Consider the following 26,189-nt stretch of genomic DNA (forward strand, 5'->3'; position numbering starts at 1 on the left):
AAGCACATACGCTGACTTTGACGCACAGATGCTCAGTTTATGGTATCCCAAAAGTCACGATCTTATTGATCTAAGAGTACATAGGCGAGGTAGGCCAAGGCTTCTCGGCTGGTAGCTTTGATACTAGCCCAATTCGTAGTTGGGCTATTGGCTTTGACGGGCGCTCCAAAGCTTGTAATACCATAGTCGTGGGCCATTTTGAGCGCTCGCAGCAGGTGTGGAGGGTCGGTCACAATCAATAAACTATCGATCTGCTGGCGTTGCATTTCATCGTGGACTGCCAACAAGGTGCTACGGGTATCCCTGCCTTGCGCTACGCTGATGATCAAGGTTGGATCAATCGAGTGTTCGATCAAATAATCATAGGCAACCGAGGCCTCTGAGCGAGTATCGTTAAGGCCCGTACCACCCGAAACGATGATTCGGCGGGCATAACCCAAGCGGTATAAACGAATTGCTTCGGTCAGCCGCGCTTCTAAAACTGGCGATGGCTCACCATCCCATTGGGCTGCACCCAGCACCAACAAGGCATCAACCGGGCGCAATTCAGCTCGTTGGGCTTGGCGATATACAATGTAGCCCGTGCTGATAAACATTACCGCTGCCAAACATAAGCTGGCGAGTAGCCCTCGGATGCTGCGGCGAAGCCATTGTTTTGCTGGTGATTGCATTGCGATCCTTTGCCCTATTTTGCTGCTTCGTGCGCTATACTACCACGCCCAAGCGAGTTGCGGCGCAATCTCTGCTACAATTTTAGCATCAAAAAAATGTATGAGGTTGCTGATGACTGGACGTTTACCTTTGCTAACCCGCCGTGGCGATACCCTGCGCTACGACCGCGAAAAAGGCATTGTTGCTATATTAAATCGCCGTTTGTATCCAGCCCAAACTGTTTGGGTCGATTGTGCTGATCTCGAAGCCGTGGCTCAAGCCATCGAGACGATGGTGATTCAGGGTGGCCCGCCCTTGGCCTATGCTGCTGGCTATGGTTTGGCTTTAGCCCTCGATCAAGCTACTGACTATTCGTTAGCCCAACAGCAAATGGTTTTAGCTCAAGCCTTGGAGCGCTTGCGCCGCACTCGCCCAACTGCTGACGATTTACACACAATTTTGGCCGAGGCCGAACGCCTAGCCTTGCAGGCACTTGAGCAAAACCAAGCTCCAAACGAAGTGGTTTATGGCTATGTTGCGGGCGAAATTCAGCGTGGCGACCGTTCAGCCGAGCGTTGTGGCGTGCGAGCAGCCGAATTATTGACCGATGGCGATACGGTTTTGACGGTTTGCTATCCTGGAGCGGCCTTTAATTGGATGCTCTACACGGCGGTGGTTAAACAGGGCAAACACGTGGCGGTTATGCCCACTGAAACCCGACCCTATGGTCAAGGTATTCGGCTGACGGCCTCGCAAGCCTTGGAAATTGGCTCACAAGTGACGGTGATTAACGATAATATGTCGGGCTTTTGTTTTAGCCGGGATCTGATCACGGTGTATATGACTGCCGCTGATCGAATTGCTCTCGATGGCTCGATCGCTAATAAAGTTGGAACCTATACCAATGCCGTGCTGGCAAAACGTCATGGTGTGCCGTTTTATGTGCTGGGCTATGATGGCCCCGATCTCAACACGCCAACTGGCGCTGAGATTCCCATTGAAGAACGCAATGGCGATGAAGTGCTGATGATGAATGGCCAGCGTATCGCTCCTGAAGGCGTGCGTGGCTATTATCCAGCCTTTGATATAACCCCGCCAGAGCTGATTAGTAGTATCGTGACTGATCGTGGGATTTATCGGCCAGCCATGATTCAACGCTATTTGGATGATAGCAACGATGCACCACTTGATGTTATTCCGTTGTTGGGATGAATTTAATGCCCAGTGCCGAGTTTTGAGCTTAGCACTGGGCTTGTTCATTAATCAAGCGCAATTCGAAAATGGTAGGCGCTGATCGTCAAGCCTTCGCGAAAATAGAATTTATGGGCTTGTTCGCGCTGCACGCCGCTATCAAGATGTAGTTCGTTGCAGCCTTGGGCTTTGGCTTCAGCTTTGAGCCAATCCAACAAGGCCTTGCCATGGCCACTAGAGCGTTGGCTGGCGGAGGTGATCAGATCATCAACATACAGCAACATTCCAGCATACAGCATTTCCATGAAGCGATAGCCCACCACAGCTTGAACCTGACCTTCAACGACGACGGCGGCCATCTGATAGCCATCACGCTGGATCATCCTTTGAATTCTTGCAACATACTCTGCTTCAACTAAGCCTGGCCGCAGCTCACGCATCACGGCAAAGGTGCTGGCAATCTCGGCGGCACTTTCAATTTGTTGGATTTGCATCGGTCTGGTTGCTCCACAACAGCATAATTGGGGCTATTATCGCAGGTTTTCCTGTTACAGATTCCTTGCCATAATCGCTTAAGTTAGGTTCTTTGCCCCCTGTTTCGCTATGCTCTGTGTTAACGTCTGGCCCCTGGCTTCTGAACCCGATGTTCTATGCTCTTTGCTCTACGATGGCTTTTATGCTATACTGCGGCGGCCTTTCTGCTCCGTAGCCTTGTGGCCACCAAACCCACGGCAAAACGGGGCAAACCCGAAGGAAGGAGTCTTCGAGTGGTTCGCTTTGAACCCTCCTCGCATCATTTTGGTGCTGGTTGCAACGCAACCCCTTGACTCCATGCATATAACTCAATTGGATATTGGCGGCCCCGTGCCATGAAACGGTGGCAATTTAATGTTTCATGTAGGTGAAAACATCGTGCGTGCATACGAAATGATGACCGTCCTGCGCCCTGATTTGGGTGGCGAGGAAGAACTCAACACGACCATCGAGACCATCCAAGGCTATATCAAAGCTCAAGGCGGCGAAGTAGCTAGCACTGAACAAGGCGCTCCTTGGGGCCGCCGCAAATTGGCGTATCCTATCGACGACTACACTGAAGGTTTCTACTTCTTGACCCACTTCAGCTTGAACGCTGATCGCGTGACTGAAGTCGAACGTCACTTGAAGTTGGCTCCACAAATCCTGCGCTATTTGTTGATCCGCGACGAAACCAAGCGCTAAAACCAACGGGGAGGAAACCGTGGCGAAAGATTTAAATAAAGTGATGATTATTGGTCGCTTGGGCAAAGATCCTGAAATGCGTTTTACGCCGCAAGGAACCCCCGTGACCAACTTCACTGTCGCCGCTGGTCGTCAGTGGAAAGACCCCAATGGCGAGACCCGCGATGAAACCGAGTGGTTTTCGGTCGTGGTCTGGAACAAATTGGCCGAGATCTGTAATCAGTATCTGACCAAAGGCAGCCGCGTCTATATCGAGGGTCGGCTACAAACCCGCTCGTGGGATGACGATAGCGGCCAAAAGCGCTTTCGTACCGAAGTGGTTGCCAGCGATATGATCATTCTTGATCGTACTGACCAACAGCAAGGCCAAGGCCAGTCGCGCAGCGGTGGCTACCAAGCTGGTGGCAATCAACGCCCAGCCCGCGATAACTCCGCCAATGATTATAATCGTGGTGGGAGCTACGGCGGTGGCGCTGGCTACAACGAGCCCGATATCGGCGATGACGATATCCCATTCTAAAAACTGCTGAATTTGAATTACTAGAACATACAAGGAGCCGTTCGCATGTCAGATCAACGCCGTAAGTCGGCAGGTCGCCGCAAATACACACCCCGTCGCAAAGTGTGTGTCTTCACGGCTGAGGGGATTGTGCCCGATTACAAAGATATCAAGCGCTTGCAACGGATGGTCTCGGATCGCGGCAAGATTTTGCCCCGCCGCCGCACTGGCACATGTGCTAAATATCAACGTAAATTGAATGTTGCAATCAAACGCGCTCGTCACTTGGCGCTGTTGCCATTCGTTTCTGAAAATACCCGCGGTTAATTCTGCGTCGTTGGTTAACGAAGCACAGGCACAGTCGCGAGATCCGCGCTGTGCCTGCTTTACTTTAGTTTCCCCCAATGGAGTAGGCAAGGATTATGGCAAAACATACTGAGAATGTGCAGCACTCGAAGCCACTGAACAAACGGCAACGTGCTCGCTGGGATCAAGAACGCAAGCAAAGCACTCGTGTGTTGCTAATCGCCGCTGCTGCGGTTGGCTTGGCGGTGCTCCTGATTGGGATTGGGCTGGTCATTCAGAAGGTGATTGTCCCTAACAAAACCATCGCGAATGTTGCCGGGGTTGAAGTTACCAACGCCGAATATCAACAATATCGCCAAATTATGCAAGCCCAACAAGCAATTAATTTGGCTCAACAAATTCAGCAATATGCCCAATATCAATTGCAAGGCACCGAGCAATTTGCTACCGATGTCACCAATTATATTGCTGGCTTGAAAGATCAGAATGCTCCACTTGATTATGCTGTGCTTGATCAGCTGATCAATGATAAGGTGCTTGAAAACAATGCTACCGCTGAAGGCATTACGGTCAGCGATGAAGAATTGCAACAAAGCTTGGCAACCAAGTTTGCTCCCGCCAACGAAGTGATGAACCCAGTTGCCCCAGTAACCTCAACCACTGGTTTAACTGATACTGCTTCGTTGACTCCAACCCCAACTTCAACTCCAACCCTCAGCGAGGCCAGCAATCGGGTTGATTCGGCAGTGACCACCTATTTTGGTACATTGCGCGAATTTATTGAAGAAACTTCGACCTATGGCTTGGCAACCTTGCCATTTGATCGCGAAGCATTTAAGGCCTTTGTGTTGCACCAAGAACGCTTGCAGTTGTTGCGTACAAAACTTGGCGAAAAATTGGTCACCGAAGATCAAGCAACCAAGGAAATTTATGCTGATGCGCAGCAAATTTTCGTAACTGCAAATATTACCGACCCAACCGACCCCGTAACCGTAACCAAATGGGCGCAAGCCAAAGCCAAAATCGATGATATTGCTGCGCAGTTGACCGATACGGCTAGCTTTACTGATGTGCAAGTGTTGAATACTAACGATAATGCAGTCGATAATCCAGCCACAGGCATGCGACCACTAACTCAATTTGATGCCTTGGGCATTACCCAGCCAATTTCAACCCAAGAAGTTGGGGTAATTGGCAAGCCGTATCAATCGACCCAAGGTTGGCATATTGTTTTGGTACATCAGCGTGAATTGCGCCCAAGCCAAACCGATTTGGCCACCAAGCGCGATGAGGCTGTGCTTAAGTGGGTTGAGGAAAAACGTACTGCTGCTGCTGTACAACGTTTCCCCGAACCAACCGCAACGACCGTTCCACCAACGATCGAGCCAATTCCAACCACGATTCCACAGCCAACCACTGATCCAGCGGCAGTTACCGCAACTCCAACTGGTGCAGTTGCGCCAACCGAAGCAGTAACGCCAACACCATAAGCAAAAACAGGTAGAATAGTGGCGGGTCAAAGGCGACCCGCCACTTGTTGTTTAATCTGAGGAGTTTCCATGAATCGATGGTGGGCCAAACGAACGATGCGAGTATGGGTTGCCCTAGCAATTACCGTGCTGATCATTGGCGCAACGATTTGGGCAACCATGCAATTGCTTGCCGATATCGCTGGTACTGCCACCACATGGCGCATCGATTTAACTACATTTGCTTGGTTTGCATCAGCAGTTTCGGGCTTTTTGATTAGCGTGATTATGCTGTATCGGGTTGGGAGTGCCTTAACTTTGCACTATCGGGTCGATCGCAATGCCTTGACGATTCACTGGTTGGGGAATACTGCGGTTGTGCCGATGAACTTGATTACAGCGGTTGAGCCAAGTGTGGCTGTGAAGCAAAAGCCTGGTTTGCTCACTCGTTTTGGTTATACTAGCGGGGTTGGTCAGGCAGTTGATGAGCAGGTTTTGAATTTCTTTAGCACCCAACCTGCCGAACAAGCCCTGCTTTTACGCACCACGGGCGGTAGTTATGTAATTACTCCAGCCCAACGTGATAGCTTTATCCAAGAGGTCGAAAGCCGGCTTAATTTGGGGGTGGTGCAAGTTCAAAGCGAAGGTGTAGTGCGCTCTACGCGGATTGCCTATGATTTTTGGTTGAATAATGCGGTGCGCTGGGCGCTGGTGGTTGGGCTGTTGCTCAATTTTGCAGTTTGGGGCTTAATTGCTTGGCGCTATAACCAACTGCCGCTTGAAGTACCAATTCGGATTGATGCCACAGGTGCAGTTAGTGGAGTCGAAGCCCGCGAACAACTGTTAGCCTTGCCCTTGGTTGGGTTGCTCGCTTGGCTGATCAATGCTGGATTTGGGGCATTGGTGTATCGAACTTCACGGGCTGGGGCGTTTGCCTTATTAATTGGTAGCTCGGTGGTTCAACTCTTTTTAGGTGTGGCAGTTTGGGTGGTGGTGCGCGGCTAGCCCTGATCAACCAGCCGCGCCGCTCGTTTAGAGCTTGCCGCGTGAACGGCCTTTGACTTTGCGTTTGCCAGTATCCTCTGCAACGACTGCCGCTCTGGCTCGTGGCTTGTGATTGACGCTCTCAAGCAAGGCCGTGTTGTCGATCAAGGCTAAGGTTTGGCGCATTTCGGTCAGTTGATCACGCAATAAGGCCGCTTTTTCAAACTCTAGATCTTTGGCAGCTTGTTTCATCTGCTTTTCAAGCTCGTTGATAACTTTAAAGAGTTCTTCTTTGGTCATGCTGTCGGGGTTGGCGGCGGTTTGGTAGGCTGCTGGCTTTTCAGCAACTTTCTTCATGCCTTGGGTCAAATCGCGCACTGCTTTAACGATCCCCTTGGGTTCGATGCCATGTTGTTGATTATAGCGCTCTTGAATTTGGCGACGGCGACGGGTTTCGCTGATTGCATAATCCATGGCTGGCGTAATCGTATCGGCATACATCAGTACCGTGCCATCGATGTGGCGAGCAGCCCGCCCAATAATTTGTACCAACGACGATTCGGAGCGTAAGAAGCCCGCTTTATCAGCATCGAGAATAGCCACTAATGAAACTTCAGGCAAATCTAAGCCTTCGCGCAAGAGGTTGATTCCCACCAGCACATCATACACACCCAAACGTAAATCACGCAGAATGTCGATTCGCTCAATCGTGTCAACATCGGAGTGGAGATATTGAGTGCGCACGCCCATTTCTTTGAGATAATCGGTCAGATCTTCGGCCATACGTTTGGTCAGGGTTGTGACCAACACCCGCGAGCCAGTATCAACCCGCTGTTTGATTTCGCCCAGCAAATCGTCGATTTGGCCACGAGTGCGCCGCACTTCAACCATCGGATCGAGCAAGCCAGTTGGCCGAATAATTTGCTCAACCACCTGTTCATGATGTTGATATTCGTAGACCCCAGGCGTAGCTGAGACATAAATTGCTTGATGCACATGCTTCGAAAATTCATCAAACATCAAAGGGCGGTTGTCGAGCGCCGAGGGCAAACGGAAGCCAAAATCGACCAAGGTTTGCTTGCGCGAACGGTCGCCATTGAACATCCCACGAATTTGCGGCACTGAAATATGCGATTCATCAATCACCAATAGAAAATCATCGGGGAAGTAATCGAGCAATGTCCATGGCGTTTGGCCTTCGCTGCGCCGATCCATATGCCGACTATAGTTTTCAATCCCTGAGCAATAGCCCAATTCTTCCATAATTTCGAGATCGTAGAGTGTGCGCTGTTTAAGCCGCGCCGCTTCGAGCACCTTGCCTTCGCCTTCGAGATGGGCTAATTGCTGCTCTAGCTCAAGCCGAATATCGCCAATTGCGGCCTGCATTTTGTCGGCGTTGGGAATAAAGTGCTTGGCGGGAAAGACTTCGATTTGCTCTTTTTGGGTCAAAATCTCGCCAGTCAAGGGATCAACCTCGACCATGCGCTCAATTTCATCGCCCCACATCTCGATCCGAAAAGCACTTTCAGCATTGGCCGGAAAGATTTCGAGCGTATCGCCACGCACGCGGAAAGTTCCACGGTGAAAATCAAGATCGTTGCGCTCAAATTGCAGATCGATCAGGGTTCGCAGTACTTTATCGCGATTGCGAATCTCGCCAGTTTTAAGCTTGAGCGCTACTTGACCATAATCAGTTGGCGAGCCAAGCCCATAGATCGCCGAGACCGAGGCCACGATAATCACATCACTGCGGGTAAACAGCGCTTGGGTTGCTTCGTGACGCAAGCGATCTATTTCTTCATTGATTTGAGCTTCTTTTTCTATATAGAGATCCTTTGATGGCACGTAGGCTTCGGGGGTATAGGCATCGTAGTAGGAGACGAAATAGCCTACGGCATTCTCAGGAAAAAATTCTTTAAACTCGGCATACAATTGTGCGGCGAGGGTTTTATTGTGTGCCATTACCAAGGTAGGCCGTTGAACTTGCTCGATCACCCGCGCAATTGTATGAGTTTTGCCAGTCCCTGTTGCCCCCAATAAGGTTTGGTGGACAAGCCCACTATTTAAGCCATTGACTAATTGGGCAATCGCCTGTGGTTGATCGCCACGCGGTTCGTAGGGTGCATGGACTTTTAATGGTGGCATACGACCTCCTAAATCACGTCATTAATTATACTGTGCTTATGCTTATTTATGGTCGTTCTTGCGACTGATTATCGAACAATTGTGTTATTATAACGATTTTTTAGGATTGATCGCTAGGGGTCAGAGATCAGGGACTAGGCTTCAGGAATTAGGCTTAGGTTATTGGATGCGGGCTATAGCAAGATCAGCCTTCGCGTCCTTCGCGGTTTCTACGCTCTTCGTGCTCATCGTAGATAAAACTCCTGATCCCTGACCCCTAGTCCCTTTATCAAAATCGTGGATAATAAGCCTAAATCAGGTTGGGGAGGCACGTGTGGCACGGATTTGGCGTTGGCTTGGAGCCAGTTTAATCATTATTATTGGGTTGGTATGGCTCATTCGTCAGCCACCAAGTTTGGCGCTGCAAGCGGCCCAAGCTCGTTTAGCTGGCAACTGGCATCAAGCAACCCGCTTGTATCAACAATTAAACCAAACCCAGCCAAGTGTGCCCAATCAATTAGCCTTGACTGAGCTATATTTGACGCGCGGCGAGTGGCAAGCGGCTGATTATCAATTAATTGAGGTGTTTCGCCAACCACTCAAGCCTGAACAACACCAACAAGCCTGGCAATTGTATGGCTGGGCTGGCTTGCAACGTGGCGATCAAGCTGCGGTTCAAGCAACAATCCGTACTTTCGACTCCAATCTGTGGAGCCACCTACTGCGAGCTGAATTGGCATTTCGTGTGGGCGATTTGATTAGTGCAACCAATCACTTGAATCAGGCCCAAGCCTTGTCCCAACCATGGCAGAATTGGGCTTGGCTGCGCAGCGCTGAACTGGCATTGCCCAATGATCCCAGCCTTGCGCAACAGTTTTTAGCCCAAATTCAACCGCAAACCAACGGCCCACGCTTGGCGAATCCATGGCAGTGGCAACAACGAATTCAGCGCATGCAGCAACTTGTGCCGCAAGATCCAACTCAGCGTATGCTTGGCGTAGCCAGTTTATGGAGTGAACAGGGTTTGTGGCAAGCCGCCGATCTGCTGCTCAGCCAAATTCCTGCCAGCGATCAAATGGCGAGTTTTGCTGCCAACCAACGAGCGTTGTTGTATTGGAGTGCTGGCGATAGTGCTACGGCTTTGGAGTTAATCGCCACTGCTCAAGAGCAATGGCCAAATGTTGCGACCCTGCCACGCACCCAAGCCAAAATTGCCGCTAGCAGCCAGCAGCTTGATTTGGCACTTGCCGCATTGCAACAAGCAGTTAATTTGGAGCCAGCTAGCAGCGAAAATTATTTGGTGGCTGCGACGATTAGCCTGAGTCAAGGCGATTTTAATGGGACTGCCGCCGCCTATAATCAAGCGATTGCCACGGGGCCAATGAGTGGCACATTGAGCTTAGAGGCGGCTAATTTTTATATCAATACGCCGTTGCGCCGCTGTAGCAGTGGCTTGCAGTATGCTCGCCAAGCACTGAACACGCCAGTTGACGAGTTGGCACGGCGGGTTGTGGCGACTACCGCGTTGCAATGCTCGTTGGCGGCTGAAGCTGAATACATGATTTCGCCGCTGTATCAAACCAGCCCTGATGATCCGCAATTGGCCTATTTATATGCGGTTTCGCGTTGGCAACAAGCCAAGCCCGATGCTCAAATATTGCTCGAAAAAGCCGCCGATCGGGCAATTCAAACCCCATGGCTTCAGCAAATTGAACAGTATTTGAACTGAGCCAGCTCAATCAAAAATTAAGAAGATGCACCTATCTGCGTTTTGGCATAATCAAAAAAGCATGCTATAATCGGATCTAACGCTAAGCAGAGAACGAAAACGCGGGCGGTGTAGCCCCCGCGTTTTTTGTGTCGTGCGCGTCGCTTGCTTGCCATTCGGGGGGTTAGGGCGACTCCGCACGCTGCGGGACGGTAACAGCAACGGGCTGTTAACCCTACATTCACCGAAAGGATACTCGTTTTAATGACTACGTTTACGGAACTTGGGCTAGGCGAAGCGACGTTGCGGGCAATTACTGAACTTGGCTATGAAGAACCAACTCCAATCCAGGCTCAAAGTATTGGTTTGATGCTCAGTGGCAATGATATTATCGCCCAAGCTCAAACAGGTACCGGCAAAACCGCTGCTTTTTCGTTGCCAACGATCGAACGGATTGATCCCAAAGCCATGGGTGTGCAAGCCTTGATCTTGACCCCAACGCGCGAATTAGCCGTCCAAGTCTCGGATGCTATTTCAGCGTATGGCAAATATTTGAACATTCGCGCCTTGCCAGTCTATGGTGGTCAGCCAATTGATCGCCAACTTCGCGCTTTGAAGCGTGGGGTCAATATCGTCATCGGCACACCTGGCCGTTTGATGGACCATATGGAACGTGGCACGCTTGATCTTTCGACCGTGCGCACCGTGGTGCTCGACGAAGCCGACGAAATGCTCAACATGGGCTTTGTTGATGATATTGAATATATTTTGGAACGCGCTCCTAAGGATCGCCAAACTGCTTTATATTCAGCCACCATGCCCGATGAAATCGCGCGTTTGGCTCGCAAATACTTGAAATCACCCCAAATGGTGACGATCGAACGCGAACAATTGACTGTGCCGCAAATTCGCCAAGTGTATTATGAAATTGGCGCACGCGATAAATTTGAAGTGCTCACACGGATTCTTGACCTTGAAATGCCAACCTCGGCGATTATTTTCTGCCGCACCAAGGCCATGGTCGATGAGCTTGGTGAAAAATTGTTGGCTCGTGGCTATGGCGCTGAATTGCTGCACGGCGATTTGAGCCAAGCTATGCGCGACCGTGTGATGAAGCGCTTCCGCGAAGAACAAGTCGAAATCTTGGTCGCAACCGACGTGGCTGCCCGTGGCTTGGATATCGAACATGTCAGCCATGTGATTAACTATGATATTCCGCTTGATCCTGAAGCCTATGTTCACCGGATTGGCCGAACTGGCCGGGCTGGCCGTTCAGGTGTTGCCGTAACCTTGGTAACTCCACGCGAACGTCGCCAACTGCGCACCATCGAACGCATGACTGGTGCGCCAATTCAACGCTTGCGCTTGCCAACGATTGCCGATGTGGTCGCCCGCCGCCGCGAAGCCTTCAAAGACAACTTGCGTGAATTGATCGAGCAACACAACGAACAAGGTGGTTTGGAACAATATTTGGTTTTGGCCGAAGAATTGGCCGAACAATATTCACCAACCGATTTGGCCGCTGCTGCCTTCAAGATGATGCTTGGCGAGCCAGATTTGACCGCCGAAGATCCTTTAGAAATGGTTGAAGACGAAGCAACCTTCGATGCTCGCCGTGGCGATCGCCGCGATAGTCGCGATAATGGTCGCCGTGGCGATCGCCGCGATAATGGTCGCGCTGGTGAACGTGGTGGCGATCGCGGTGGTGATCGTGCTGCCCGTGGGCCTCGCAGTGGTGATCGCAACAGCGGTGGCCGCTCGTTCCGCGAAGAAGGCATGACCCGTTTGTTTGTGGACATTGGCCGCGAACAAGGTGTGCGCCCAGCTGATATTGTTGGGGCAATTGCCAACGAATCAGGCTTGCCAGGCCGCGCAATCGGAGCGATCGATATTTTCGATAACTTCACCTTTGTTGATGTGCCGGATGAGGCTGCCAACCGTGTCTTGGCTGCGCTTGGTCGTACCCAAATTCGCGGTGTGAAAATCACCCCAACCTTGGCTCGCCCACGCCGCTAAAATCATTTATTCGTCCAGTGCTTCGGCTCCTTGGTTGCTGCCAAGGAGCCGTTTTTAGTTAACGTATAATTGCGCCAATCATTCTAGTGAGGTTGGCGATGCAACTCGATTTGCTTGAACGTTTGCAGCAATGGCATAACCCCGTGCTCGATCGGCTGTTTTTGTGGATTACCAATATTGGTGGTGAGGATTTTTATCTGTTGCTCGGGCCGCTGATTTTTTGGTGTGTTGGGATCAACTTAGGCGTGCGATTGTTGGTGATGTTGCTTGGCTCGTTTTATACCAACGCTTGGCTCAAAGATTGGTTTGATACTGTTCGACCTGCGGCTGCCCATCCTGAGCGTTTTGTGTTGAGCGAAGGCGCTAAAGCCACTGCCCTCGAAGAAGATGGCTCGTGGAGTCCTTCATTTCCCAGTGGTCATGCTCAACATACCTTGGTTTTTTGGGCGTTTGTTGGCTTGTGGCTACGCCAGCGCTGGGCTTGGGCAATTGCTGGCATTATGATTTTCCTCGTTAGCTTTTCGCGGCTCTATTTGGGCGTGCATTGGCCGATCGATCTGCTTGGTGGCTGGTTTTTTGGCAGTTTAATTGTGGTCGCCAGCATCTATCGCACGCCAATTATCAGCAATTTACCAAGCAAACAGCAAGAACGCTTGGCCTTGGCGGTTGCCGCGCTCAGCTTAATTGGCTTATTCGTTGATCCTGGCGCTGATCGGGTTAAGATGCTGGGCTTTTTGGCTGGCTCGTTGGGTACGTTGGGTTTGCAGCAACGCTATGCTCAATTTCAGGTGCAAACCGTTTGGTGGCGACAATTAATCAAAATTGTGCTGGGCATTAGCATTGTCTTTGTGTTGCGGGCACTGCTCAAAAGCGTTTTGCCCGCAACCCTGATTGCTGATGGCCTGCGTTATTTGATTATTGGAGTATGGACGACCTTTGGTGCTCCATTGCTATTTCGCTTTACGATTGCTAAACCTGCGGCAAATTGAGCCGAATTTGCGCCCCACCCTCTAGCCGATTACTAAACTGGGCAGTGCCACCATGCAAGAGCGCTACATGGCGAATCAAGGGCATTCCCAAGCCGCTGCCGCCCATTTTGGTCGTCCAGCCCAAGGCTTGATTCAACGATTGAGCCTGATTTAAATGATCAAGCAAATCGGCAGGAAAGCCCTTGCCCGTGTCGTAGATCACAATCTGCGTCGATTGAGGCGTTTGTTCAACCTGAATGAAGATTTGGCCTTCGCCAGGGTAGCGTAACAGCGCCTCAATTGCGTTTTGCAAAATGGTATGAATCGCCAAGCGCAAAAAAAGCGCATCGCCAACCACAATACAATCAGTGGGGCAATCGATCTGAATGCTCGAATTAAGGCCATGGCGCTGCATCTCGGTTTGGCATTCAGCTTGTTCAGTTTGCAGCAGGGGCAATAATTGGATGGGGATGCGTTGTTGCGGCAGCAATTGGCCTTCGCGGGTGAGCACCAGCAATTCGGTCGTTAGTTGGCGAATTGAATCGGCGGTGGTTTGTAATACACGCACCAACTCCTGCGGGTGAATCGCATCGTTATCGATCACTGCCTGTTTGGCGAGATGTTGATTGAGCATTGGCAACAATACATCAAGGCTGTTGCTATAGGAGCGCAATTCGTGCTGAAAAAAGCGCATAAATTGGCGGACTTGCTGCTCTTTGCTGAGTTGAGCTTCAGTTTTGACCCGTGCTTTGGCAAATTGCACCGCCTGCGATGTGACCCCCCAGAGCATCAAAAACTCCAAAATATTGAATGCGATGATTGCTGGTGTAAACACCCGCCAACCGCCAGCATGAATCGAAGCAACAATCGTGACTGAGAGTGGATAAAAGGCAATCGGCCACCACCGCCGACTGGCCAACATCGCCATCAAAATTGGCAACATCGTCAAGACTACCACCGCCGCATCCGAGGGAATAGTCGCCAGCACATAAAAACAGGCGAGCGTGAGCACAGCAACCACAATCCAGCGTGGCCAAAGGGCGTTGGGCTGGCGAAACATCCACCATGCCAGGCCACCCAAGCAGAATGTTACCCCAAAATCAAGCAGAATGACTGCGGTTGGCACATCGCCATAATCTAAATTGACCGCACCCATAATTCCAATTAATGCCGTAAACAAGGCCAAAATTGCAGTGAGGGTTGCAAATGGATCAGCACCATGGACAATATCCTGCCACCATTGCTTAATCCAGTACCAAGCACGCACTTTCCATGGGCCGATTGATTGCTCTGGCATAGGCTTGCTTTCTTGAAATGGGCTTGAGTGGTTGCTAAGGGTTTGGCCAATCTGGGTTTCTAACACTTTTTAAGGGTTCATTTAGCCTACTTCGATCTAGTCCTAGTTGCAATTGGCACAAAGCTGGTTGGATATAGGCCATGCCTAGCACTTAGTCCTATCCACAATAAGCCCTTAAGAACTGTTGTGATATATAAATAGATCGTGTTTTAATAGCTCTATTCCTAACAACTGTTATCAATTGTTACCGTCATTTTGTTCACCAATTGTCTGCTGGCTTATTAAAATGATTGAAATAAGGAGCCTACTTTATCCCAAGTTTACGAGAGAATAATTCGCGTGTCCCGCCATGTTCTGCAAATCATCCTAGCATTACCATTTGTTATGCAGTACAGCCGATTGTAGTGATTGAATTATGTTTAGAATGAGGCAGCATATGACTAAGCCCGACGACTTAACCGATATAGTAGCTGATTTGAATCAACAACAGTACTGGAATTTGGATGGGGCGGAATGCCAGCTTCTTTGCCAGCGCAGTTGTGAAATCTTACGACGCAACCCAATCCCCAACCCTGCCAAATATGCTGATGTGGTGGTTAATGTCTATCACGATTATGCCACGGTCGCCGCCGCCTGTGATCCACAACATCCCAGCCATGAGCTAATTTGGGTTTCGATTATGGATGAGATTTTGAGCTGGTATCGCTGCAAGCGCTTTTCGCTGGGCAACGGCTCGCAATTGTGTGAGCATTCACCCGATTTAGTGGCCTACGAAAATGTTAAGCGTTCGCTGCCTCAATTTCGCTTTGAAGCCCGTTTGCGCAGCTATATTCACACGATCGCTGATCGCGCGATTATTCATTGGTGGCGAGCCAAGGATGCCAAAAAACATGGTGGCAGTGGCGGACGCAGAATTCACGAAAGTAGCAATGTTTATACGCCCAGACCCCAAGATCAAACCTATTATCTTAGCCAAAGCCACGGGCCCGATCATCAACGTGAATTAGGTGATACGATTGCCTCGCCCGATCTTTCACCCGATGAGCATGTTGAGCGCTGTGAACTTCAACGGCACATGGCGGCTGAAGTTCACGCGATGGTCGATGACCCGCTGTATCCAATTGCCCAGCAATATTGGTATGCTTTGTTGTGCGAGGATAACAATATTACAGCTTTGGCTAAACAGCTCGGCTTGCAGGCCAATGATCTCTACAATTTGCGTGATCGGCTGCGGCGGCGTTGTAAACCTTTTTTGGTGCAATGGTTTTTAGTCTAGGTTTCGACCAACTGGGTTTTTAAGCCAATCAAGTTGCCTGCGCTATCCTTGCCCAAAATATAGGCATCGATGTTAATCTCGCCCACGCGATAGACTTGGATGTCGGTTAATTCGGCCTTGAGTACTTCGACCAACTGCTGAAATTGGCTCACTGTTGCTTTTTCAGCCTCGCCATGCCAATCTTGCATGGTTGTGGCATTGCCCAAGAATTGCTCAAGGCTAATCGTTTGGATGGGCTGACCATTGGTGAGGGCTTCGGGGCTGAACGGAGTAGCAGCATCCCAGGCAAACGGCGTGAAGGGCGCATCGGTTTCGCTCATCATCAGCAAGCCATTGGCGGCGGCGGTAATTTTTTCTACGCTTGTTTCGGCCACAGAAACTCCTTGTTTACGTCGAATTGGGCTGATGCGCCCGCGACGTGGACGACGAAAGGGCATATACTGCTCCATCGACAATTGGCTGAATGCGGTTAGTATAGGGCATTTTTCGCACCAACAAAAGCCCCCATCAAGCTACGGATGGGGGCTGCGATTGCTAGCACTTAGTTAAAACTGAGTTTGCCATTCTCAACATCAACATTGACGGTTGTGCCACCTGGGAATTTACCTTTGAGTACTTCCAGGGCCAGCGGATTGAGCAACTCGCTTTGGATGGCGCGTTTGAGTGGCCGTGCGCCGAACACTGGATCGTAACCAACTTGAGCTAAGTGCTGTCGCGCCGCTTCGTTCAATACCAATTTAAGTTTGCGTTCGCTCAAGCGTTTGCTTAGCCGATCAACCTGAATATCGACGATATGTTTGATTTCAGCTTGGGTCAATGGCTTGAAAATAATCACATCATCAATCCGGTTGAGGAATTCAGGTCGTAGCTCGTCGTGTAATTCTTCCAGCACGGCTTCGCGCATAGCTTCTTCATCATCAACCAAACTTTGAATCCGATTACTGCCGATGTTCGAGGTCATAATCACCACAGAATTGGTGAAATCGACCAAACGACCTTGGCCATCGGTTAATCGACCATCATCGAGCAATTGCAACAGCGTGTTGAACACATCGGGATGGGCTTTTTCAATTTCATCAAACAGCACTACGCTATAGGGGCGACGGCGCACGGCCTCAGTTAATTGGCCGCCTTCTTCGTAGCCAACATAACCTGGAGGTGCGCCAATCAGCCGCGCTACTGCATGACGCTCCATATATTCCGACATATCGATTCGCACCATAGCTGCTTCGTCGTCGAACAAAAATTCAGCCAACGCGCGTGCTAACTCGGTTTTACCAACCCCAGTTGGCCCTAGGAACAAGAACGAACCTAGTGGCCGATTGGGATCTTGCAAGCCTGCCCGCGAACGTCGCACTGCATCGGAAACCGCTTTGACCGCTTCATGTTGGCCGATCACGCGAGCATGCAAACGTTCTTCCATCTTGACCAATTTTTGTAATTCGCCTTCCAACAGCTTGGAAACTGGAATGCCCGTCCATTTGGCGACAACTTGGGCAATATCTTCTTCGGAGACTTCTTCGTTGAGCAACATACCATGTTCTTGCATATCGCGAACTTTGGCTTCGGCCTCGCCGAGCTGTTGCTCTAAGCTGTTGAGCGTGCCATATTGCAACTCGGCAGCCCGGTTGTAATCGTATTGGCGTTGGGCTTGCTCGATTTGTACCTTGGTTTGATCGATTTTTTCCTTGAGTTGAGCGATGGCATTAATTGCTCCACGTTCGCTGGAAAGTTTGGTATCAAGCACGGCTTGTTGTTCGCGCAAGTTGGCCAGATCACGTTCAAGCCGCTCCAAGCGCTCCTTGGATGCAGGATCTTTTTCGCGTTTCAAAGCTTCGCGTTCAATTTCCCATTGCATGCGTTTGCGCTTGATCTCGTCAAGTTCAACCGGATCGCTGGTGATTTCCATGCGTAATTTAGCAGCAGCTTCGTCGATCAAGTCGATTGCTTTGTCGGGCAAGAAGCGATCGGCGATATAACGGTTGGATAAGGTGGCGGCGGCGACAATCGCTGCATCGGTAATTCGCACATTGTGATGAGTTTCGTAGCGTTCTTTCAAGCCGCGCAAAATCGAGATGGTATCTTCCACACTTGGCTCGCCAACCAAAACCGGCTGGAAGCGGCGTTCCAACGCTGGATCTTTTTCAATATATTTGCGATATTCATCAAGTGTGGTTGCGCCAATTGTGTGCAATTCGCCGCGAGCCAAGGCCGGCTTGAGCATATTCGAGGCATCCATTGAGCCTTCGGCAGCCCCAGCGCCAACCACGGTATGCAACTCGTCGATAAACAAAATCACTCGACCTTCAGCCGAGGTAACTTCGCTAAGCACAGCTTTGAGTCGTTCTTCAAACTCACCGCGAAACTTGGCACCAGCCACCAACGCACCCAAATCAAGCGCAATTAGGCGTTTGTTACGCAGCGCTTCGGGCACATCGCCGCGCACAATCCGCGCCGCCAAGCCCTCGACGATCGCGGTTTTACCAACACCTGGCTCGCCAATTAAGACTGGATTATTTTTGGTACGGCGTGAAAGCACCTGAATCGTGCGGCGAATTTCTTCATCGCGACCAATGACTGGATCAAGCTTGCCGCGTTGCGCCAACGTCGTTAAATCGCGGCCATATTTTTCGAGCGCTTGATATTTGCCCTCAGGATTTTGGTCGGTGACCCGTTGATTGCCACGGATGGCAGTTAATGTTTTGAGAATTGCATCTTTGGTAATGCCAAACGAGGTCAACAAGCGTTGCGATGGGCCTTTGGCGCGTTCGCTAGCAAGGCCAAGCAAGAGATGTTCGGTGGAAACATACTCATCGCCCATACTTTTGGCTTCATTTTCAGCAGTTTGCGATACTTGATCTAAGCGTTGGCCAATGCCAGGCTGCATTTGCGTGCCACTCACTCGTGGCAAACGCCGAATTTCATCATTAACCGCCGCGACTAAAGCCTGCGGATCGCGATCCATTTTGGCGATAATTTGGGGAACCACGCCATCAGCTTGTTCGAGCAAGGCCACGAGCACGTGTTCTGGTGTGATTTCGCTTTGGCCGTTGCGAGAAGCGATGCTTTGGGCATCAAAAATGGCTGCACGTGATTTTTCGGTGTAAATATTCAAATTCATCTGTGCGAAACCTCCCTATTCAGTTGTCGTTGCAGTTAGCATAGCAGAGCCTTGTTAAAAACATAGTAGGCCAATGTTAGAAGATTGTCTGAACATAATGATTTCAGCAAAATATCATCGTTGTTTGCTGATTTAGGCGCTATGCTAAAGCGGCCTTGATCGGCTTGATAAGTAGCGTTGAGCATAGTAGCCATGGCAATTGGGATGATGCCCGTTTTCAGCCAGCATATGCTACAATTGAGCCTATGAAAGCACGTATTCCTGCCATTTTAGAGCCTGATAGCATCGATGTGGTGAGCCATGGGCCATCCCACACGGTGCGAATTGGTCAGCAGATCGGCGCAGCCTTAACCGCTGGCGATTTAGTGCTGTTGTTTGGGACGTTTGGCGTGGGCAAAACCCACCTTACCAAGGGCATTGCTAGCGCATTTGGTATCCCTGAAGCAGACGTTACCAGCCCAACTTTTGTTTTAGTCAATAACTATACTGCCGATAAAACCCATGGTCGCACCCGCATTCACCATATCGATTTGTATCGACTTGAGGGCAATGCCAAGGATTTCGATTCGATTGGTTTGGAAGAGTTGTGGGACGATAGCGCTATTTGTGTGATCGAATGGGCTGAACGGGTTGCCGATTCGTTGCCCAGCGAATATCTGGAAATTCGGATCGATCACTTGGCTGAAACCAAACGGATGATGCGACTCAAGCCGCATGGTGAGCGCTATAAGCAATTGATCCAGCGCTTACGTGGTAAATAAATGGGCGTTCTGCCTGTGTTGTTAGATTGAGATTGTTATGTTACTTGCCTTTGATACTGCCACCGACACCGCTGGAGTTGCCGTGTATGATGCCGCTGGATTACGCGCTGAGGCCAATTGGTTTGCTGGGCGCGGCCATTCCAGCCAATTGTTGCCCATGGCCCAGCAATTACTCAGCAACCTTGATCTGACCCCAGCTGAATTAACTGGGGTTGCCGTTTCGGTCGGGCCTGGCTCGTGGAGCGGCATTCGGGTTGGTATGAGCAGTGCTAAAGGCCTAGCCTTGGCCCACGATTTGCCTTTGCTTGGCATTAGCAGCCTTGAAACCTTGGCCTATCCCCATCAGCGGATCGGGCGCAGCGTGATTGCGGTGATCAAACTTGGCCGCGATCGTTATGCCATGGCTGAATATCGCTTGCGCCGAGCTTGGACGCGAATCGGGGTTGAACGCAATGTTTCGCGCGAAGAGTTGTTGGCGGCAATCCCGGAATTGGCTTTAGTTTGCGGTGATGTTGACCCTCGTTTAGCGTTGTCAATTAACAAAGCACGGGGGGCTGGGGTCGTGATTCCATCGCCAGCGGTTGGTTTGCGCCGTGCTGGTTTTTTGGCCGAGATCGCTTGGAATCGGCTGCAAGCGGGCGAGCGCGACGATTTGACCAGCTTAGAGCCTTCGTATTTGGGTGCGGCGGTCAAGGAGCCTGCCAAGTGAAAGCGATGCGGCGAGTTTTGATCTTTGGCTCTATGGGTTCGGGCAAAAGCACACTGGCCAAGCGACTTGGGGCGGTTTTGAATTTGCCAGTTATCCATCTTGATAGCCATTTTTGGCGGCCAAACTGGGTTGAGCCAGATCGCGAGACATGGCGAGCGCAACAACGCGAATTGGTGCAAGCGTCAGAGTGGATTATGGATGGCAACTATTCAGCGACGCTCGATGAACGTTGGCCCTACGCTGACACGGTGATTTTTGTTGATCAGCCACGGTTATTGTGTTTATGGCGAGTAGTCAAACGCCGAATGATGTATCATGGGCGTTCGCGGCCTGATTTAGCGCCAGATTGCCCTGAAAAGCTCGATCGAGTAGCTTTTGAATTTGTCTGGACGTACCCAAAAAAGCGGCGGCCAACGATGTTGAAACGCCTAGCTGAGGCCAAACCGCCCAAACTGGTTTTTCATCTACGCGGCGATGCGGCGATTGAACAATTCCTGGATGATCTATCGCAGATTGCTGCCTAGTCAACTCCTGCGCACGGAGGAATAGCGATGAGTGCATTATCACGCTTTGAACAATTTATGGAAGGGATGGTTGAAGGCAATGTGGCACGTTTGTTCCGCAGCCCAATTCAGCCAGCCGAAATTGGCAAGCGCCTTGAGCGAGCCATGGAAAGCCAACAAACCATTAGCATGGATCGGATTTTGGTGCCGAATGCCTATAAAGCGCACTTGCACCCCGATGATTATAAGGCGTTTGAGCCAGTTAAAACCAATTTGCAGCACGAGATGGCTCGCTATTTGGCTGAACTCGCCCGTGAGCGTGGTTTTACCATGATCAACCATCCAAATGTGGAGTTGGTAGCTGATCCGGCGGTTAAGCAACGCTCGATTATGATCGATGGCCAAATCAGCGAAGCCCCAGCCCACTTGGGCGGCAATACCCAGATGATCGGGCCAAATGGTGCGGCGATGAATGGCCAGCCAGCTACGCCGAAAGCCAACTTAATCTTGTATACTGACCAAGGCGAACACCGGATTCCAGTAAAAAAATCGGTGACCAATTTGGGTCGTGGTCTGAACAATGACTTGATTTTAGAAGATAGTCGGGTTTCGCGTGAGCATGCCCAACTGCGCTATCGGGCACGACGTTTTTGGGTCAGCGATGTGCGTTCGACCAACGGAACCTTTGTCAACGGTGATCCGGTGCAAGAACGGGAACTGCGCAACGGCGATATTGTGTCGCTCGGCGGCTTGGAATTGCGTTTTGAGGAGGCTTAAATGGGTCAGAGCATCACCAGTGCTACGCTCGATTTTGTAATTTTGCTCTTACGAATTAGCGTGATCTTTTTCTTGTACTTCTTTTTGTATCAGGTAGTGCGGGTTATTCGGCGCGAATTGCAGGTGGTTGGCACAGGAACTGGTGGTGTGGGCGTGTTAGCGGGAGCGGCACAAAATTTATATGGCAAGCTGATTGTCATGTCGAGTGGCGATACTGGTTTGCAGCGTGGCTATGCCTTCGAGCTTGGCGCGGTCAATATGATTGGGCGGCGGCCTGATAGTGATGTAGCTCTGAACGACTCATTTTTATCTTCGGAGCATGCGCTGTTGGAGTGGCGTGGTGATAGCTGGTGGCTCGAAGATCAGCGTTCGACCAACGGCACCTTTATTAATGATATTGAAGTGGCTGATCCAACCCCAATTGTCTATGGCGATATTATTCGGATTGGGCGGATTGAGCTAAAACTTTCACGTTAAAATAGTTTCAGCAGCATTGACAATAGCTTGATGCTGCTGCCCCTTTTTTTGCCCCCAAAACCCTCGGTTGTGGCGTTTGACCTAAGCTCAGATGAGAACTTGACATAATTATTATTTTTCAAAATAGCTGATTATAAAGGGCTAAAAACCACCTGTTGGGGGGTAAAAGTTATTTGTCAGTTTAATCTGCCTGTGATATACTTCGCAATGGCTGCACGATGTTAGTGCAATTATGTACAGCGAGTACTGGGGCTTACCCGTCTCGCTCTTTGTGTGTTTGTAACAGGCATCACTAGGAGACCGACCTATGCTTACAAACTATGCGTTTATCGGGATCTTCGCGCTTGCCGCGATCACCTTTCCGCTCTTGCCGCTGGTGCTGTCGGCCTTTTTACGGCCCAACCGACCCACACCAGTCAAGCTTTCGACCTACGAGTGTGGTCTAGAGGCAATTGGCGATATCTGGGTCCAATTCAAAGTTCAATACTACTTGTATGCTTTGGCCTTTGTGATTTTCGATATCGAAACGGTCTTTTTGTATCCATGGGCAGTGGCCTATGGGCAACTGGGCTTGTTTGCCCTCTTTGAAATGGTGGTCTTTTTAGCAATTCTGACCATCGGTTTGGTGTATGCCTGGAAAAAAGGCGCACTTGAGTGGATTTAAGTTACGAATAGGGGAGTGACGGCGCGGAGGCGGCGCGGCTGCGCTGGGCCTTGGCCTAATTCAATTCACCATTTTGCCCGGAGGGCGTATGTCTGATCTACAAACGCAAATGGATCTTGAGCAGCAGGGGGTGCTGTTTACGACCATCAATAAGCTGTACAACTGGGGTCGCCGCTCTTCGGTGTGGCCGATGCAGTTCGGGTTAGCTTGCTGCGCGATTGAGATGATTGCCGCAGCAGCTTCGCGTTATGATATTTCGCGCTTTGGCTCGGAACTCTTTCGCGCCTCGCCCCGCCAAGCTGACGTGATGATCGTTGCTGGTACTGTGACCAAGAAAATGGTTCCACAGGTTGTTCGTTTGTTTAACCAAATGCCTGAGCCACGTTATGTGATTTCGATGGGAGCTTGTGCGACCTCTGGTGGCCCCTTCCGCGATGGTTACAATGTGGTACGCGGCGTTGATTTATATGTTCCGGTTGATGTGTATATTCCAGGTTGCCCACCACGGCCTGAAGCCTTATTGCATGCCTTGATGACCTTGCAAGCGCAAATTGATGTGCAATCGCTGCAACAAGTGCGCTGGTATGGCGATGATGAAGGCGTGGTCAATGAGTTTCCAGTGCCAATTTTTGGCGCTGAAGGCTTGGAAGTGCCTGGAATCCCTGGGACTGCCGACCCTGTGGGTGGCACGCCCAAAATGCCGCCATTTGTTAGCCCAGCCTTGGGGGGCAAAGGCGAGCGCGATGCATCAATTAAAGCTTTGGAAGGCAATCAGCCTAAGCCAATGTTGCGGGCTGGCACGGTAACGATCGAGGAGGTAGCCCATGGCATTGCTGGCTAGAGGCGAACTGCGCTCGATCCTGCAAACCGAATTGCCCAACGCCCTTGATACCCGTTGGGATACCCAAGCAACCGACCAACCCGAAGCTCATGGCGAAGGCCAAACCGTATTGCTCGATTTCGATGCAGTGGTTAAGGCAGAGGCAATCGTCGAAGTTGCCCACTTCATCCGTGATAAATTTGGCTATGATTTGCTTTCTAACATCACAGCGGTCGATTACCTCAAACAGGGGTTAATCGAATTGGTTTATCAATTCTATAACGCTGCTGATGGTGGCCCCGACCTACGGGTACGGGTACGAATTGGTCGTAGCCCAGAAGAGTGTATTGTTCCATCGCTAACTCCCACATGGCCTGGTGCCGATTTACAAGAACGCGAAGCTTACGATATGTATGGCGTGGTGTTCCCTGGCCATCCAAATCTGGCACGGATCTATATGTGGGATGAGTTTAAGGGCTTTCCAATGCGGAAAGACTTCCCCAAGACGGGCGATAAATATACCCACGTCACGGGAGAATAGTCAATGCTAAAGACTGAAGAACTGCAAATTAATATTGGTCCTCAGCACCCTTCGACTCACGGTGTGTTTCGGATGTTGGTGACTGTCGATGGCGAGACCTTGGTTGACCTCAAACCAGTGTTTGGCTATTTGCATCGTAATCACGAGCAGCTTGGTGAAGTCAATACCTATTTGCAAAATATGCCCTTCACCGACCGCCTCGATTACTTTAATTCGATGGTCAACAATCATGCTTATGCCCGAGCTGTCGAGACGCTTGCCGGCGTTGAAGTGCCTGAACGAGCCCAATACATTCGCGTGATTATGGATGAGCTTTCGCGAATTTTGAACCACGCCACCGCAATGGGCTTTATGCTCGGCGACATGGGCGCGTGGCAAACGGCATTGCTCTGGGGTATGCGCGAACGGGAAAAAATCCTCGACATGTTTGAGTATGTGTCGGGCGCTCGTATGATGTGTAACTACTGCCGCTTTGGCGGAGTGGTGCGCGATATCGACGATTGGTTCATCACCGAATTGAAGAAGTTGATGCAGGGGTTACCGCACTACTTCGACGATTTTGAAGGCTTGTTGCTCAACAGTGAAATTCTTTTGGCGCGTGCCCGTAACATCGGTGTGTTGCCCAAAGAGTTGGCGCTGGCCTATAGCGTGACTGGCCCAGTGCTGCGTGGTTCAGGCGTTGCCTATGATATTCGCAAAGCCGAACCCTATGCTGTCTATGATCGCTTCAAATTTAAAGTGCCAGTTGGCACAGTTGGCGATGTGTACGACCGCTTCTTGGTACGGATCGCCGAAATGCGCGAATCGTACAAAATTTTAGAGCAAGCGATTGAACAATTGCCCGACGCAACTGGTGGCTTTATCAACCCCAAAGTCAAGCAACAAAGCCTCAAAGCTCCTGCTGGCGAAGCCTATGCGCGGGTTGAATCGCCCAAAGGCGAACTTGGTTTCTACCTTGTGAGCGATGGCTCAGGTAGCGCGTATCGCTATAAAGTGCGTGCTCCATCGTTCATCAACCTTTCATCGCTGGCCGATATGTGCAAAGGCTACACAATTGCCGACGTTGTGGTTATCTTGGGTAGTATCGATATCGTGATGGGCGAGGTAGACCGATGACGTTGAGCCATTTAGCAACTGAAGACGTGTTCGTTGTTGAACGCAATGACGCGGATTTTCGGGCTGGTCAGGGCATGACCAAGGGCTTGGGAATTGTGTTTCGCAAATTCCGCAAAGCTTTGTTTGGCAAGCCCAATAGCGACCGCGCCGATACCGAAGGCCAATTCAATGTGCAATATCCCGAAGAGCGGCTGGTGCTGCCTGAGGCCTATCGCAATATGCCAATTTTGCTCTACGATGATGCAACTGGCCATGAATTGTGTACTTCATGTTTTCAATGTGAGCGGATCTGCCCGCCGCAGGTGATTCATATTACCCAAGCGAAAGATCCAGCAACTGGCAAGCCAGTCCCAGCCGCCGCCAACTTTGTGTTGGAATATGACACCTGTATGTCGTGTGGCTACTGTGCTGAAGTCTGTCCATTTGATGCAATCAAAATGGATCATGATTTTGAATTATCGACGGGCAACCACCCTGAGCTTGATGTGAACTACGACCGTTTGTTGCGCCCAATCTCGTACTACGAAGCGATTGCGCCAACCATGTGGTCGGATGTCAAAGAACAAGCCATGAAGAAGTTGCAAAACAACATCAAACGCCGCCCAGGTGCGATTGGCCGCGACCATGGCCAAAAGATCAAGGGTGGTGCGGCGGTTGCCGTCGCAGCAACTCCAGCAGCAGGCGCAGCGCCAGCCGCCGCTGCCAAGCCACGTGGTCCTGTGGCAGCAATTGGCAAAAATATGCCAGAAGAAAAAGTTGCCAAGCTGATTTCAATTCGCGCTGCCAATGCTGCTAAGCGTGGTGGTGGCGATGCAGGCGCTGCGCCAGTTGCTGAAGCTGCGCCAATTGTCGAAACAGTTGTCGATACGCCAGCAGCAGCCAGCGCCGCGCCAAGTGGCCCAGTTGCGGCAATTGGTCAGAACATGTCGGAAGACAAACGTGCCAAACTTGAGGCAATTCGCGCTGCGAAACGTGCCCAACGAGGAGAATAAT

General features: G+C 50.6%; 26 protein-coding genes. 20 read left to right on the forward strand and 6 right to left on the reverse strand.

Features of this window, described 5'->3' with window-relative positions:
- Nucleotides 1-62: 62 nt before the first annotated feature.
- A complete protein-coding gene (locus ABEB26_RS00780; protein ID WP_345720034.1) occupies nucleotides 63-671 on the reverse strand; it encodes a YdcF family protein in 609 nt (202 codons plus the stop codon).
- Nucleotides 672-783: 112 nt separating this feature from the next.
- Between ABEB26_RS00780 and ABEB26_RS00785 the strand changes: the two genes are divergently transcribed.
- Nucleotides 784-1,863 (forward strand): s-methyl-5-thioribose-1-phosphate isomerase, encoded by a 1,080-nt coding sequence (locus tag ABEB26_RS00785; protein WP_345720035.1) that lies wholly within the window; start codon nucleotides 784-786, stop codon nucleotides 1,861-1,863.
- Between the two features lie 47 nt (nucleotides 1,864-1,910).
- Here the strand turns inward: ABEB26_RS00785 and ABEB26_RS00790 are convergent, their stop codons facing one another.
- Nucleotides 1,911-2,336, reverse strand: a complete 426-nt coding sequence (locus tag ABEB26_RS00790) for a GNAT family N-acetyltransferase (protein ID WP_345720036.1) — start codon at nucleotides 2,334-2,336, stop codon at nucleotides 1,911-1,913.
- Between the two features lie 418 nt (nucleotides 2,337-2,754).
- Between ABEB26_RS00790 and rpsF the strand changes: the two genes are divergently transcribed.
- From rpsF to ABEB26_RS00815, 5 genes are all read left to right on the forward strand, one after another.
- Nucleotides 2,755-3,060: a 30S ribosomal protein S6 gene (gene rpsF, locus ABEB26_RS00795; protein WP_054536583.1), complete on the forward strand. Its 306-nt coding sequence runs from the start codon at nucleotides 2,755-2,757 to the stop codon at nucleotides 3,058-3,060.
- Nucleotides 3,061-3,079: 19 nt separating this feature from the next.
- Entirely contained in the window at nucleotides 3,080-3,580 is a 501-nt protein-coding gene (locus ABEB26_RS00800; RefSeq protein ID WP_345720037.1) for a single-stranded DNA-binding protein, read from the forward strand.
- Between the two features lie 45 nt (nucleotides 3,581-3,625).
- Nucleotides 3,626-3,886, forward strand: coding sequence for a 30S ribosomal protein S18 (gene rpsR / locus ABEB26_RS00805; RefSeq protein ID WP_012192483.1), 261 nt, complete (start codon nucleotides 3,626-3,628; stop codon nucleotides 3,884-3,886).
- Nucleotides 3,887-3,981: 95 nt separating this feature from the next.
- Nucleotides 3,982-5,355 (forward strand): peptidylprolyl isomerase, encoded by a 1,374-nt coding sequence (locus ABEB26_RS00810; RefSeq protein ID WP_345720038.1) that lies wholly within the window; start codon nucleotides 3,982-3,984, stop codon nucleotides 5,353-5,355.
- Nucleotides 5,356-5,424: 69 nt separating this feature from the next.
- Nucleotides 5,425-6,339, forward strand: coding sequence for a PH domain-containing protein (locus ABEB26_RS00815; protein WP_345720039.1), 915 nt, complete (start codon nucleotides 5,425-5,427; stop codon nucleotides 6,337-6,339).
- A gap of 27 nt (nucleotides 6,340-6,366) precedes the next feature.
- Here the strand turns inward: ABEB26_RS00815 and uvrB are convergent, their stop codons facing one another.
- Nucleotides 6,367-8,463: an excinuclease ABC subunit UvrB gene (uvrB, locus tag ABEB26_RS00820; RefSeq protein WP_345720040.1), complete on the reverse strand. Its 2,097-nt coding sequence runs from the start codon at nucleotides 8,461-8,463 to the stop codon at nucleotides 6,367-6,369.
- Nucleotides 8,464-8,776: 313 nt separating this feature from the next.
- On the opposite strand from uvrB, the gene ABEB26_RS00825 reads away from it, so the two are divergent.
- From ABEB26_RS00825 to ABEB26_RS00835, 3 genes are all read left to right on the forward strand, one after another.
- Nucleotides 8,777-10,171 (forward strand): hypothetical protein, encoded by a 1,395-nt coding sequence (locus tag ABEB26_RS00825; RefSeq protein ID WP_345720041.1) that lies wholly within the window; start codon nucleotides 8,777-8,779, stop codon nucleotides 10,169-10,171.
- Nucleotides 10,172-10,414: 243 nt separating this feature from the next.
- On the forward strand, nucleotides 10,415-12,166 hold the full coding sequence (locus tag ABEB26_RS00830; RefSeq protein WP_345720042.1) for a DEAD/DEAH box helicase: 1,752 nt from the start codon (nucleotides 10,415-10,417) through the stop codon (nucleotides 12,164-12,166).
- A gap of 98 nt (nucleotides 12,167-12,264) precedes the next feature.
- The gene (locus tag ABEB26_RS00835) at nucleotides 12,265-13,155 is read left to right on the forward strand and encodes a phosphatase PAP2 family protein (RefSeq protein WP_345720043.1); all 891 of its coding nucleotides are present in this window, start codon (nucleotides 12,265-12,267) and stop codon (nucleotides 13,153-13,155) included.
- On the opposite strand, the gene ABEB26_RS00840 is transcribed toward ABEB26_RS00835, so the two are convergent.
- A complete protein-coding gene (locus tag ABEB26_RS00840) occupies nucleotides 13,136-14,431 on the reverse strand; it encodes a sensor histidine kinase (protein WP_345720044.1) in 1,296 nt (431 codons plus the stop codon). The two genes, ABEB26_RS00835 and ABEB26_RS00840, sit on opposite strands and share 20 nt — an antisense overlap.
- 436 nt (nucleotides 14,432-14,867) lie before the next feature.
- On the opposite strand from ABEB26_RS00840, the gene ABEB26_RS00845 reads away from it, so the two are divergent.
- Complete coding sequence (locus ABEB26_RS00845) at nucleotides 14,868-15,707, forward strand: hypothetical protein (RefSeq protein ID WP_345720045.1); 840 nt, start codon at nucleotides 14,868-14,870, stop codon at nucleotides 15,705-15,707.
- Here ABEB26_RS00845 and ABEB26_RS00850 read toward each other — a convergent pair.
- Together ABEB26_RS00850 and clpB are read right to left on the reverse strand one after the other, a co-directional pair.
- On the reverse strand, nucleotides 15,704-16,144 hold the full coding sequence (locus tag ABEB26_RS00850) for a nuclease A inhibitor family protein (RefSeq protein ID WP_345720046.1): 441 nt from the start codon (nucleotides 16,142-16,144) through the stop codon (nucleotides 15,704-15,706). The two genes, ABEB26_RS00845 and ABEB26_RS00850, sit on opposite strands and share 4 nt — an antisense overlap.
- A 104-nt stretch (nucleotides 16,145-16,248) precedes the next feature.
- The gene (gene clpB / locus ABEB26_RS00855; protein ID WP_345720047.1) at nucleotides 16,249-18,828 is read right to left on the reverse strand and encodes an ATP-dependent chaperone ClpB; all 2,580 of its coding nucleotides are present in this window, start codon (nucleotides 18,826-18,828) and stop codon (nucleotides 16,249-16,251) included.
- Nucleotides 18,829-19,073: 245 nt separating this feature from the next.
- Here clpB and tsaE point away from each other — a divergent pair, with 245 nt between their 5' ends.
- The 10 genes from tsaE (at nucleotide 19,074) to ABEB26_RS00905 (ending at nucleotide 26,188) form a co-directional block, all read left to right on the forward strand.
- A complete protein-coding gene (gene tsaE, locus ABEB26_RS00860) occupies nucleotides 19,074-19,589 on the forward strand; it encodes a tRNA (adenosine(37)-N6)-threonylcarbamoyltransferase complex ATPase subunit type 1 TsaE (RefSeq protein ID WP_345720048.1) in 516 nt (171 codons plus the stop codon).
- 37 nt (nucleotides 19,590-19,626) lie between these two features.
- On the forward strand, nucleotides 19,627-20,298 hold the full coding sequence (gene tsaB / locus ABEB26_RS00865; RefSeq protein WP_345720049.1) for a tRNA (adenosine(37)-N6)-threonylcarbamoyltransferase complex dimerization subunit type 1 TsaB: 672 nt from the start codon (nucleotides 19,627-19,629) through the stop codon (nucleotides 20,296-20,298).
- Nucleotides 20,299-20,303: 5 nt separating this feature from the next.
- On the forward strand, nucleotides 20,304-20,822 hold the full coding sequence (locus ABEB26_RS00870; protein WP_345720280.1) for a P-loop NTPase family protein: 519 nt from the start codon (nucleotides 20,304-20,306) through the stop codon (nucleotides 20,820-20,822).
- A gap of 27 nt (nucleotides 20,823-20,849) precedes the next feature.
- Complete coding sequence (locus tag ABEB26_RS00875) at nucleotides 20,850-21,578, forward strand: FHA domain-containing protein (protein WP_345720050.1); 729 nt, start codon at nucleotides 20,850-20,852, stop codon at nucleotides 21,576-21,578.
- Entirely contained in the window at nucleotides 21,579-22,055 is a 477-nt protein-coding gene (locus ABEB26_RS00880) for an FHA domain-containing protein (protein WP_345720051.1), read from the forward strand.
- 307 nt (nucleotides 22,056-22,362) lie between these two features.
- Entirely contained in the window at nucleotides 22,363-22,719 is a 357-nt protein-coding gene (locus ABEB26_RS00885; RefSeq protein ID WP_012192499.1) for an NADH-quinone oxidoreductase subunit A, read from the forward strand.
- 88 nt (nucleotides 22,720-22,807) lie between these two features.
- The gene (locus ABEB26_RS00890) at nucleotides 22,808-23,560 is read left to right on the forward strand and encodes an NADH-quinone oxidoreductase subunit B (protein WP_012192500.1); all 753 of its coding nucleotides are present in this window, start codon (nucleotides 22,808-22,810) and stop codon (nucleotides 23,558-23,560) included.
- A complete protein-coding gene (locus ABEB26_RS00895) occupies nucleotides 23,544-24,080 on the forward strand; it encodes an NADH-quinone oxidoreductase subunit C (RefSeq protein WP_345720052.1) in 537 nt (178 codons plus the stop codon). The genes ABEB26_RS00890 and ABEB26_RS00895 overlap by 17 nt, the downstream gene beginning before the upstream one ends.
- A gap of 3 nt (nucleotides 24,081-24,083) precedes the next feature.
- Complete coding sequence (locus tag ABEB26_RS00900) at nucleotides 24,084-25,196, forward strand: NADH-quinone oxidoreductase subunit D (protein ID WP_345720053.1); 1,113 nt, start codon at nucleotides 24,084-24,086, stop codon at nucleotides 25,194-25,196.
- Entirely contained in the window at nucleotides 25,193-26,188 is a 996-nt protein-coding gene (locus ABEB26_RS00905) for a 4Fe-4S binding protein (RefSeq protein ID WP_345720054.1), read from the forward strand. Before ABEB26_RS00900 ends, ABEB26_RS00905 begins: the two co-directional genes overlap by 4 nt.
- The last annotated feature ends 1 nt before the right edge of the window (nucleotide 26,189 follow it).

Source organism: Herpetosiphon gulosus (assembly GCF_039545135.1).
In the GTDB taxonomy this organism is placed as follows: domain Bacteria; phylum Chloroflexota; class Chloroflexia; order Chloroflexales; family Herpetosiphonaceae; genus Herpetosiphon; species Herpetosiphon gulosus.

Bases quoted from the DNA above. Each gene is read 5' to 3' on its own strand.
- ABEB26_RS00780 (WP_345720034.1), bottom strand. From the start codon at position 671: ATGCAATCACCAGCAAAACAATGGCTTCGCCGCAGCATCCGAGGGCTA.
- ABEB26_RS00785 (WP_345720035.1), top strand. From the start codon at position 784: ATGACTGGACGTTTACCTTTGCTAACCCGCCGTGGCGATACCCTGCGC.
- ABEB26_RS00790 (WP_345720036.1), bottom strand. From the start codon at position 2,336: ATGCAAATCCAACAAATTGAAAGTGCCGCCGAGATTGCCAGCACCTTT.
- rpsR (WP_012192483.1), top strand. From the start codon at position 3,626: ATGTCAGATCAACGCCGTAAGTCGGCAGGTCGCCGCAAATACACACCC.
- ABEB26_RS00810 (WP_345720038.1), top strand. From the start codon at position 3,982: ATGGCAAAACATACTGAGAATGTGCAGCACTCGAAGCCACTGAACAAA.
- ABEB26_RS00815 (WP_345720039.1), top strand. From the start codon at position 5,425: ATGAATCGATGGTGGGCCAAACGAACGATGCGAGTATGGGTTGCCCTA.
- uvrB (WP_345720040.1), bottom strand. From the start codon at position 8,463: ATGCCACCATTAAAAGTCCATGCACCCTACGAACCGCGTGGCGATCAA.
- ABEB26_RS00830 (WP_345720042.1), top strand. From the start codon at position 10,415: ATGACTACGTTTACGGAACTTGGGCTAGGCGAAGCGACGTTGCGGGCA.
- ABEB26_RS00835 (WP_345720043.1), top strand. From the start codon at position 12,265: ATGCAACTCGATTTGCTTGAACGTTTGCAGCAATGGCATAACCCCGTG.
- ABEB26_RS00840 (WP_345720044.1), bottom strand. From the start codon at position 14,431: ATGCCAGAGCAATCAATCGGCCCATGGAAAGTGCGTGCTTGGTACTGG.
- ABEB26_RS00845 (WP_345720045.1), top strand. From the start codon at position 14,868: ATGACTAAGCCCGACGACTTAACCGATATAGTAGCTGATTTGAATCAA.
- ABEB26_RS00850 (WP_345720046.1), bottom strand. From the start codon at position 16,144: ATGCCCTTTCGTCGTCCACGTCGCGGGCGCATCAGCCCAATTCGACGT.
- clpB (WP_345720047.1), bottom strand. From the start codon at position 18,828: ATGAATTTGAATATTTACACCGAAAAATCACGTGCAGCCATTTTTGAT.
- tsaE (WP_345720048.1), top strand. From the start codon at position 19,074: ATGAAAGCACGTATTCCTGCCATTTTAGAGCCTGATAGCATCGATGTG.
- tsaB (WP_345720049.1), top strand. From the start codon at position 19,627: ATGTTACTTGCCTTTGATACTGCCACCGACACCGCTGGAGTTGCCGTG.
- ABEB26_RS00870 (WP_345720280.1), top strand. From the start codon at position 20,304: ATGCGGCGAGTTTTGATCTTTGGCTCTATGGGTTCGGGCAAAAGCACA.
- ABEB26_RS00875 (WP_345720050.1), top strand. From the start codon at position 20,850: ATGAGTGCATTATCACGCTTTGAACAATTTATGGAAGGGATGGTTGAA.
- ABEB26_RS00880 (WP_345720051.1), top strand. From the start codon at position 21,579: ATGGGTCAGAGCATCACCAGTGCTACGCTCGATTTTGTAATTTTGCTC.
- ABEB26_RS00885 (WP_012192499.1), top strand. From the start codon at position 22,363: ATGCTTACAAACTATGCGTTTATCGGGATCTTCGCGCTTGCCGCGATC.
- ABEB26_RS00890 (WP_012192500.1), top strand. From the start codon at position 22,808: ATGTCTGATCTACAAACGCAAATGGATCTTGAGCAGCAGGGGGTGCTG.
- ABEB26_RS00895 (WP_345720052.1), top strand. From the start codon at position 23,544: ATGGCATTGCTGGCTAGAGGCGAACTGCGCTCGATCCTGCAAACCGAA.
- ABEB26_RS00900 (WP_345720053.1), top strand. From the start codon at position 24,084: ATGCTAAAGACTGAAGAACTGCAAATTAATATTGGTCCTCAGCACCCT.
- ABEB26_RS00905 (WP_345720054.1), top strand. From the start codon at position 25,193: ATGACGTTGAGCCATTTAGCAACTGAAGACGTGTTCGTTGTTGAACGC.